Genomic DNA, 8,583 nt, shown 5'->3' on the forward strand with positions numbered 1-8,583 from the left:
GACCGCCGGGGCGGGCGTCGGACGGGCGGGAGGGGCGGCCGTTCGCATGCGTCGTTCTTAGCACCGGCACGCGCCCGGCGCGGGGCGGACGGCCGGTTCGAACCTTTTTCAACCAAGGGGTTGAACAACGCCGACCGGAGGCGTACCGTCGTATTCAACAGATTGGTTGAACACAGAGGAGGTGCACCACGAACGACGACATCGACGACCTGTCCAAGGCGTTCGCCGCACTGGCGGACCCCACGCGGCGCGACATCGTCGCCCGCCTCGCCGACGGGGACGCCACGCTCACCGAGATCGCGGAGCGCTACGACGTGAGCATCCAGGCCGTCTCGAAGCACCTCACCGTGCTCGAGAACGCCGGCCTGATCAGCAGGACCCGCCGTGCCCAGGCACGGCCCGCCCACCTGGAGGCCGAGGTCTTCGACCTCATGAACGGGTGGATCGAGCGGTATCGGCGCCGCGCCGAGCAGCGCTACCAGCGCCTCGACACGGTGCTGGCCGACCTGAACGCAGCAGAGAACCCCACCGACACCACCGAACAAGGAGCAGCATCATGACCAACACGAACACCGAGGCCGCCATCGAGGCCTCCACCACCCTTCCCACCATCACCATCACCCGCGACTTCCACGCGACCCCGGCGCAGTTGTTCCGCGCCCACACCGACCCGGAGCTCTACGCGCGCTGGGTGGGACCGTCGGACATCGACACCGAGATCGTGCACTGGGACGCGCGCACCGGCGGCAGCTGGGCCTATCTCAACACCCGCGGCGACGAGCGCTACTCGTTCCACGGCAGCTTCCACGACGTCGGAGAGGACCGGATCGTGCAGACCTTCACCTTCGACGCGTGGCCCGAGTCGGTCTCTTTGGAGACCATGACCTTCGAGGACCTCGGCGACGGCCGCACCCGGATGCACTCCGTCTCCCTGCTCGACAGCTTCGAGAGCCGCGACGGCATGCTCGCCAGCGGTATGGAGAAGGGCATCAACGACGGCTACGCCAAGCTCGACGAACTCCTCGCGTCCGGCGAGGTGTAATGGTTACCGTCGAGGTATGACGGACGCCGCACCGATTCGCACGCACGTCGCCGACGGCCTGGGGGTGCTCACCCTCGACGCCGCCGGCCGGCGCAATCCCCTCTCGCTCGCCACGATGCGGGCGGCCACCGCCGCGCTCGAGAGATTCGACGCCGACCCCGCGGTGCGGGTCATCGTGATCCGCGCCGAGGGGCCGGCGTTCTCGGCGGGACACGACCTGAGCGAGATGGTGGGCCGCACGCTCGACGAGGAGCGTGAGATCTTCGCGGCCTGCACCGACCTCATGGCCGCGGTGCACCGCGCGCGACAGCCCGTGATCGCGCAGGTCCAGGGAATGGCGCTGGCCGCCGGGTGCCAGCTCGTCGCGACCTGCGACCTGGCGATCGCTGCCTCCGATGCCCGGTTCTCGACGCCGGGCGTCAAGATCGGGCTGTTCTGCTCGACGCCGATGATCCCGCTCTCGCGCGCCGTCGGCCGCAAGCGCGCGATGCAGATGCTGCTCACGGGCGAGATGATCAACGCCGAGACCGCCGTCGAGTGGGGCCTGATCAACGCCGCCGTGCCCGCGGATCTGCTGGAGACGACGGTGACCGACCTCGCGCAGCGCATCGCCACGTCCAGCGGCGAGACCCTGGCGATCGGCAAACGCGCCTTCTACGACCAGATCGACCGCACCGAACCGGACGCCTACGCCGCGATGGCCGAGGTGATGGCGACCAACGCGATGATCCCCGACGCGCAGGAGGGGATGACGGCGTTCCTGGAGAAACGGTCCCCCGTCTGGCGGTGACGACCCGGTAACTTAGCAGCATGAAGCTGCCGCGGCTGCGCGCCGACTACGGGTCGATCCTCCTGGGGTCCGCCGACGACAGCTCGCGGCTGACCCGGGTGCGGGTCCAGCTGGTCATCACGATCGGCGTGATCGTCGCCAACCTGATCGGCGTGGGCCTGGCCATCGCGCTGGCCACCGTCGGCATCCCCGAGCCGTCGATCCCGTGGGACGCCTGGTGGATGAACTACCTGGTGGTTCCGACGTACATCGCGATCGCCTTCGTCCTCGGCGCGACGATCGGCACCGTCCGACTGGTCCGCTCGCTGCGCTGGTCCATCCGGCGGGAGGAGCCGAACGCCGCGCAGGCGAAGGCCGCGATCGTCGGCCCGTGGCGGCTCACGGCCCTGCAGGCACTGCTCTGGGGCGTCGGCACGGTGGTGATGACGGTCGGCTACGGCACCATCGATCCCGATCTGATCCCGAAGATCGCGCTGGTCACGGGCCTGTCCGGCGTGGTGGTGTGCGCCATCTCGTACCAGATCACGGAGTTCGCGCTGCGGCCCGCGGCGGCGCAGGCACTGGAGGCCGGCTACCGCGCGCCGCGCAAGGGCAGGCTGCGGATGCGGGCCGCGACGGCGTGGGCCATCGGCTCCGGGGTGCCGATCCTGGGCATCTTCCTCGTGGTGCTCTTCGGCACGTTCCGCGACGACACGAGCAAGCTCGACATCTTCGTCGCCGTCGCCGCGCTGGCCGCGATCGCGCTCCTGACCGGGCCGCTCATCTCGCTGCTCAACATCGACGCCCTCGCCGCGCCGCTGCGCGTCCTGGGCGCCGCGATCCGCCGGGTCCGCGACGGCGAGACCGACGTGGCCGTCCGCATCTTCGACGGCTCCGACATGGGCGAGCTGCAGGCCGGCTTCAACGAGATGACCGCCGGGCTCGCCGAGCGGGAGCGGCTGCGGGACCTGTTCGGCCGGCACGTGGGCCGCGACGTCGCCGAGTCGGCGCTGGGCCTCGGCGTGCAGCTGGGCGGCTCCGAGCAGGTCGTGGGCGTGCTCTTTGTCGACGTCGTGGGCTCCACGACGCTGGCGCGGCAGCGGCCGGCCACCGAGGTGGTCGCACTGCTCAACCGGTTCTTCGAGGTGATCGTGACCGCCGTCGAGGAGAACGACGGCCTGGTCAACAAGTTCGAGGGCGACGCGGTCCTCGCCGTCTTCGGCGCGCCGCTCCCCCACCCGGACCCGGCCGGCGGCGCGCTGCGCGCCGCCCGGCTGATCGCGGACCGGCTGCCCGCCGCCGTGCCGGATCTGCGCGCCGGCATCGGCGTCTCCTACGGCGTGGTGGTCGCGGGCAACGTGGGCGCCATCGAGCGCTACGAGTTCACGGTGATCGGCGATCCGGTCAACGAGTCCGCACGCCTGTCCGAGGTCGCCAAACGCGACACCTCCCTGCCGGTCGCGTCCGAGCCCGCGATCATGGCCGCCCGCGAGGCCGAGTCGCAGCACTGGCGGTTCACGGACGAGCTGGAGCTGCGCGGCCGCGACGAGCTGACGCGGCTCTACGCGCCCGCGGTGTCGGCCAGGACCAGCACGTCGTCGACGAAGGTCGTGCCGCCGACGGTGAACTCCCGCACCCCCGCCGTCACGAACCCCGACTTGGCGTAGAACCGCTTCGCCCTGGCGTTGTCGGCGTTGACGCCGAGCCACACCGGCATGCCCGCGGCGCCGGCGCGGACCGCGTCGAGCAGGGCGCGGGCCACGCCGCCGCCGTGGTGGTCCGGATCGACGTAGAGCTTGGACAGATAGGCCGACGGTGCGCCGCGCAGCGCCTGCGGCCCCTCGTCGTGGGGGCCGTGCAGGACCAGGGCGTACCCGACGGGGCCGTCCGCACCGTCGACGACGAGCACGTGGTGCGTGGGATCGGCCAGGTGCCGGTCGAATTCGGCCTCGCTGAGATGCGTCGCCACGAACTCCGCGATGTGCTCGCGCGCCAGGGTGGGCGGGCACGCCAGCGGGAAGGTGCGGGCCGCGAGGGCGGCCACCCGGGCGGCGTCGGCGGCGCCCGCGCGCCGCACGCGCGGCTCGGTGGTGGTCATTCTCTCCCCAGCAGTCGGTCGGTCTCGCGCCGCTCGCGCTTGGTGGGGCGCCCCGCGCCCCGGTCACGCTGCGGCATGGACAGCACGATCTCCCGCGGCGGGGGCGGCGGGCTGTTGTCGATGTAGCAGGTGGCGGCGACGGGCGCACCGACCCGCTTGGGGATCAGCGTGACGACCTCCACGATCCGCTCCCGGCCGGCGAGGCGCAGCCGCACCTCGTCGCCCACCACGATGTGCTGCGCGGGTTTGGCGGTCGCACCGTTGACCCGCACGTGCCCGCCGCGGCACGCGGTCGCGGCGGCCGACCGCGTCTTGGTCAGCCGCACCGCCCACAGCCAGGCGTCGACCCGCACGGCTACCGGGCGCGCAGCAGCCGCGACAGCCCGACGGCACCGAGGACGCCGAACGCCACCAGCAGGAGCAGGCCGAGGCCGGCGCCGCCGATGAACCAGCCGACAGCGACGACCACCACGGCGGGCGCGGCCATGGCGGCGACCATTCCCGGGTGCTGCTTCACGACGTCCAGCGCGGCCTTCTTGCGCGCGGGATCGAGCTCTTTTCCAGCCATGTCACCAATGTACGCATTCCCGGCAGGGCAAGATCGGGGCATGACGGTGCTGGCGCTCATGCGACACGGCGAGGCGGGCATGTCGATCCCCGACGAGGCCCGGCCGATCAGCGCGCACGGACGCGACCAGGCCCGACGGTCCGCGCTCTGGCTCGCCGAGCAGGGGCTGACGCCCGACCACGCGCTGGTGTCGGCGGCGCGGCGCACCGTCGAGACCTTCCACGCGATGGACCTGCGCTGCCCCATGACGGCCACCGAGGACCTGTACGAGTGCCCCGGCCGGCGCGTCCTGGACGAGATCAACGGCGTTCCGGGGGACATCGGGGTGCTGCTCGTGGTCGCGCACTTCCCCGGGGTACCGGAGGCGGCGATGCAGCTCGACCCGGGCGCGGAGGTGCCCGGCTTCGCGCCCGGCACCGTCGTCCTGATGGACCTCGACGACGGCCCGGCGACGCCCGGTTCGGGGCGGATGCGGTCGTGGTTCACCCCGTAGGATGCCCGATATGGACACCCTGATCCTGCTGCGGCACGGAAAGTCCGCGTACCCCGACAAGGTGAAGGATCACGACCGCCCGCTGGCTCCGCGCGGCGTCCGGCAGGCCGGGCTCGCGGGGAAGGCGATCCGCCGGTTCGGGCACGACGTCGACCTCGTGCTGTGCTCGACCGCCGAGCGCGCACGGGCGACGCTCGAGCAGGCCGCCGTCGACGCCCCCGTGCGGTTCCTGCCCGCGCTCTACGGCGCGACCGGCGCCGAGATCCTCTCGCTCGTGGACGCGGAGCGGGGCGACGCGGCGACCGTCCTGGTGGTGGGCCACGACCCCGGCCTCGCCGAGGCGGCCCGGATCCTCGACCCCACCTTCACCTTCGCCAAGTTCCCCACCTCGGCGTTCACGGTCGTCCGGGAAGGTCACGCGGAGCTGCACATCCCTCGCTAACGTGGGGCCGTGACTCATCGCGCACGCTTCGAGAACTCCGCAGGATCACTGTTCACCGACGGGCTGCGGGGCGTCCTCGCGGCCCACCCCGACGCGGCCTGGCACGATGCCGGCTTCGTCGCCCGCCGCACACCTCGGACCTCCGGCGTCGCCGTGGTCTCCGGCGGCGGCTCCGGGCACGAGCCGATGCACGTCGGGCTGATCGGCGCGGGCCTGCTCGACGCCGCCTGCCCCGGCCTGATCTTCACCTCCCCCAATGCGGTGCAGGTGGCCGCCGCGACCCGCGCCGTCGACACCGGCGCCGGCGTCGTGCACGTGGTGAAGAACTACACCGGCGACGTGATGAACTTCGCCGTCGCCCGGCGCCTCGTCGGCGTCCCCGACGGCGACGCCCCGGCAGTCGCCACCGAGGTGGTGCTGGTCGACGACGACGTCGCCACCGAGGACACCGCGGGCCCCGGCCGGCGCGGCACCGCCGCCACCGTCGTGGTGGAGAAGGTCTGCGGCGCCGCCGCCGATCGCGGGCTGTCGCTGGCGGAGGTCGCCGCGGTCGGACGCCGGACCGCGTCCCGCGCCCGCTCCATGGCCGTCTCCTTCTCGGCCTGCACCGTCCCCGGCGCCGACGCCCCCTCGTTCGATCTGCCCGACGGGCAGATGGCCTTCGGCGTCGGTATCCACGGCGAGCGCGCCCGCGACGAGCGGGCCGCGACCGCCGCCGAGGAGATCGTCACCGACCTGCTGGCGCGGATCCTGCCCGGCACCGGCCTCGGCTCCGGCGACCGGGCGCTGGTCGTGGTCAACAACCTCGGCGCCGTCACCGACCTCGAGACCGGCGTGCTCTTCGCCGAGGCCGTGAAGCAGCTGGCCGAACGCGGGATCGAGGTCACGCGGTCGCTGGTCGGCCGGGTCGTCACGGCCCTCGACATGGCCGGCGCCTCGCTCACCGTGATCCCGCTCGACGACGAGCTCGTCGCGCTGTGGGACGCACCGACGTCCGCGCCGGGGTGGCCGAACACGGCGACGGCACCGTCGAACCTGGACCCGCTCGCGCCGGCCCGGCCGGACGACTCCGCCGACCGGGGCGAGCCGAACGTGTGGCTCTCGGACTTCGTGGGACGGGTGCAGCGGTCGGTCGACGAGCTCACCGACCTGGACCGCAAGGCCGGCGACGGCGACTTCGGCACCAACATGGCCGCCGCGCTCGGCCACTTCCCGCTGCCGCTGCGCGGCACCGACGGCGAGGTCCTCGAGACCATCGCGACCTCCTACCTGGTGCGGGCGGGCGGCACCTCCGGCGCCGTCTTCGGGACCTTCTTCACCGAGCTCGGGCGGGCCCTGCAGGCCGACGGTGCCGGCTTCGCCCGGGGCGTGCGGGCGGGGCTCGACGCGGTGGTCGACCTGGGCGGCGCGCGCGTCGGCGACAAGACCGTGGTGGACGCCCTCTCCCCCGCCGCCGATGCGCTCGACGGCGGCGGTTCCCGTGCGGATGCGGCCGCCGCCGCGGCGCAGGGCGTGGCGGCGACGGCCGACAGCGCCGCCTCGCGCGGGCGCGCCAGCTACCTCGGCGACGCGGTGCGCGGTGTGCCGGATCCCGGTGCGCTGGTGATGTCCTGGCTCTTCGAGGCCGCGGCGAACGGCGAATAGCTCCGGCGCCGGGGCGTCATTCGGCGCGGATCGTCTCCGCGATCAGCGACGCCGCGAGCAGCACGCTCGCGTGCGGACCGCTGCGCAGCGGGGCCGGGAGCACCGAGCCGTCGACGACCCGCACGCCGTCGAGGCCGTCGATCCGCCCGGCGGCATCGGTGCGCTCCCCGAGGGGCAGCGTTCCCCAGGTGTGCGAGGACATGCCGATCACCGGGTCGACCGCGATCGAGCCGGGTTCCACGAGATCGGCGAACGCGGGCGAGCGGAGCATGGCCACGACGTCGTCCACGCCGCGCGCCATCCGGGACCGGGATTCGTCGTCGGGCTCGCCGAGATCGAGGGCCCCGCCCGCCGTGATGCCGCCGTGCGTCGGGCGGCTCATATCGGCGACGCCGATCGGCACGCCGCGCCGCTCCACCCCCGGGATGTAGGACGCGAAGTCGCCTCCGTAGCAGCGGAGTTCGAGGCCGTCCGCGGTGTGCACGACGGTCTGCAGCAGCGGGGCCGGACGCAGGGGCGCGCGGGGGACGAAGCGGACGATGCGCTCGGGGTGTTCGAGAGTCGGCAGCGGTCCCGTCCACGGCGCCAGCAGGGCGCCGGACCCCAGCGTCCCCGCGGCGAGAACGACCCCGGGCGCGTCGATCCGTCCCGCCGTCGTGTCCACGCCCACGATCGCGCCCCCGGCTCCGATCAGCGCGGTCGCCGTGGCGCGGAGGAGGGCGGNGCCGTGAGCGCGGGGCGGGAGGGCCTCGGCCGCCGTCCACCGGGCGCCGTCGAACCGGTTCGACCGGACGCGGTTGAGGCCCGCCCNGGGCCACGCCGNGGCGCTCGGCGNNNNGTACCCCTGTGCGCGCCAGTAGGACTCGAACCGTCCCGCGACCTCCCCCAGTTCGTCGTCCGGGAACGCGGACACGCGCATGCTCCCGCCGCCGGCGGCGCCGCCGTCCAGGCGGTCGAACGCCGCGGCGATCCGCTCCGGCGGCCACGGCCAGCCGGCGTAGTCGTCCCGGTGCCCGCGGAGGAAGTAGCCGCCGTTCACGGCCGCGGAGCCGCCCAATCCGCTGCCCCGCACCACGTCCCGCCCGCGGGCCTCGGCGTATCGGCGGACGCGATCGGCGCCGGGCCCGACGGGCAGGGCGGTGAGGCTCCGGGTCGCGCGGGAGGCCGCGGCGAGGGGTCCGCCCTCGACGAGCAGGACGTCGCGGTCGCGGCTCAGCGCGTGCGCGACCGCGAGGCCGGCGCTGCCGGCCCCCACCACCACCGCGTCCGCGGTGAGCCGCGCGGCGCCCGCCATGTCAGCGGGTGATCCTGGGCCGCAGGGCCCCGAGCTCACGCCGCGCGACGGCGCCCTGCCAGACGCCGAGGCCGTAGGCGAGGTCGTCGAGGCGGTGCAGCACCGCCCAGGTGACGGGGTCGGGGTGGGGCGCCGACGGTTCCCGGCGCACCGCCGCCGCCCAGGTCACGACGGGTTCCACCGCGGCGGCGATCAGTACCCGCCGCCGGACGCGGCGCGAGAGGAGCGCCGCC

Annotated in this window: 11 protein-coding genes and 3 pseudogenes; 7 read left to right on the forward strand and 7 right to left on the reverse strand. The window is 73.8% G+C overall.

Going from position 1 to position 8,583, the window contains the following annotated elements:
- Positions 1–200 precede the first annotated feature (200 nt).
- Genes ACNAYW_RS17500 through ACNAYW_RS17515 form a run of 4 tightly spaced genes read left to right on the forward strand, consistent with a single transcriptional unit; the run spans position 201 to position 3,478 of the window.
- The gene (locus ACNAYW_RS17500; protein WP_415850980.1) at positions 201–560 is read left to right on the forward strand and encodes an ArsR/SmtB family transcription factor; all 360 of its coding nucleotides are present in this window, start codon (positions 201–203) and stop codon (positions 558–560) included.
- Entirely contained in the window at positions 557–1,042 is a 486-nt protein-coding gene (locus ACNAYW_RS17505; RefSeq protein WP_415850939.1) for an SRPBCC family protein, read from the forward strand. The genes ACNAYW_RS17500 and ACNAYW_RS17505 overlap by 4 nt, the downstream gene beginning before the upstream one ends.
- Before the next feature lie 16 nt (positions 1,043–1,058).
- Positions 1,059–1,832, forward strand: coding sequence for an enoyl-CoA hydratase (locus tag ACNAYW_RS17510; protein ID WP_415850940.1), 774 nt, complete (start codon positions 1,059–1,061; stop codon positions 1,830–1,832).
- A gap of 20 nt (positions 1,833–1,852) precedes the next feature.
- The gene (locus tag ACNAYW_RS17515) at positions 1,853–3,478 is read left to right on the forward strand and encodes an adenylate/guanylate cyclase domain-containing protein (protein ID WP_415850941.1); all 1,626 of its coding nucleotides are present in this window, start codon (positions 1,853–1,855) and stop codon (positions 3,476–3,478) included.
- On the opposite strand, the gene ACNAYW_RS17520 is transcribed toward ACNAYW_RS17515, so the two are convergent.
- Genes ACNAYW_RS17520 through ACNAYW_RS17530 form a run of 3 tightly spaced genes read right to left on the reverse strand, consistent with a single transcriptional unit; the run spans position 3,373 to position 4,477 of the window.
- Positions 3,373–3,909, reverse strand: a complete 537-nt coding sequence (locus ACNAYW_RS17520) for a GNAT family N-acetyltransferase (protein WP_415850942.1) — start codon at positions 3,907–3,909, stop codon at positions 3,373–3,375. The two genes, ACNAYW_RS17515 and ACNAYW_RS17520, sit on opposite strands and share 106 nt — an antisense overlap.
- Complete coding sequence (locus tag ACNAYW_RS17525) at positions 3,906–4,262, reverse strand: RNA-binding S4 domain-containing protein (RefSeq protein ID WP_415850943.1); 357 nt, start codon at positions 4,260–4,262, stop codon at positions 3,906–3,908. The genes ACNAYW_RS17520 and ACNAYW_RS17525 overlap by 4 nt, the downstream gene beginning before the upstream one ends.
- A gap of 2 nt (positions 4,263–4,264) precedes the next feature.
- Entirely contained in the window at positions 4,265–4,477 is a 213-nt protein-coding gene (locus ACNAYW_RS17530) for a hypothetical protein (protein WP_415850944.1), read from the reverse strand.
- A gap of 40 nt (positions 4,478–4,517) precedes the next feature.
- Here ACNAYW_RS17530 and ACNAYW_RS17535 point away from each other — a divergent pair, with 40 nt between their 5' ends.
- The 3 genes from ACNAYW_RS17535 to ACNAYW_RS17545 are packed head-to-tail and all read left to right on the forward strand — an operon-like array spanning position 4,518 to position 7,056.
- Positions 4,518–4,970, forward strand: coding sequence for a SixA phosphatase family protein (locus tag ACNAYW_RS17535; RefSeq protein WP_415850945.1), 453 nt, complete (start codon positions 4,518–4,520; stop codon positions 4,968–4,970).
- 10 nt (positions 4,971–4,980) lie between these two features.
- Positions 4,981–5,412 (forward strand): SixA phosphatase family protein, encoded by a 432-nt coding sequence (locus ACNAYW_RS17540; protein WP_415850946.1) that lies wholly within the window; start codon positions 4,981–4,983, stop codon positions 5,410–5,412.
- 9 nt (positions 5,413–5,421) lie between these two features.
- On the forward strand, positions 5,422–7,056 hold the full coding sequence (locus tag ACNAYW_RS17545; protein WP_415850947.1) for a dihydroxyacetone kinase family protein: 1,635 nt from the start codon (positions 5,422–5,424) through the stop codon (positions 7,054–7,056).
- A 16-nt stretch (positions 7,057–7,072) separates the two neighbouring features.
- Here the strand turns inward: ACNAYW_RS17545 and ACNAYW_RS17550 are convergent.
- The 4 genes and pseudogenes from ACNAYW_RS17550 to ACNAYW_RS17565 form a co-directional block, all read right to left on the reverse strand.
- On the reverse strand, positions 7,073–7,779 hold a 707-nt coding region (locus ACNAYW_RS17550; protein ID WP_415850948.1), incomplete at its 5' end, for a GMC oxidoreductase.
- Position 7,780: 1 nt separating this feature from the next.
- Positions 7,781–7,866: pseudogene (locus ACNAYW_RS17555) on the reverse strand (hypothetical protein); the annotation flags it as partial.
- 28 nt (positions 7,867–7,894) lie between these two features.
- A pseudogene (locus tag ACNAYW_RS17560) lies at positions 7,895–8,350 on the reverse strand (GMC family oxidoreductase N-terminal domain-containing protein); the annotation flags it as partial.
- Position 8,351: 1 nt separating this feature from the next.
- Positions 8,352–8,583, reverse strand: a pseudogene (locus ACNAYW_RS17565) (mycofactocin biosynthesis glycosyltransferase MftF); the annotation flags it as partial.

It is taken from the genome of Tsukamurella ocularis, assembly GCF_965138335.1.
Taxonomy (GTDB): Bacteria; Actinomycetota; Actinomycetes; order Mycobacteriales; family Mycobacteriaceae; genus Tsukamurella; species Tsukamurella ocularis_A.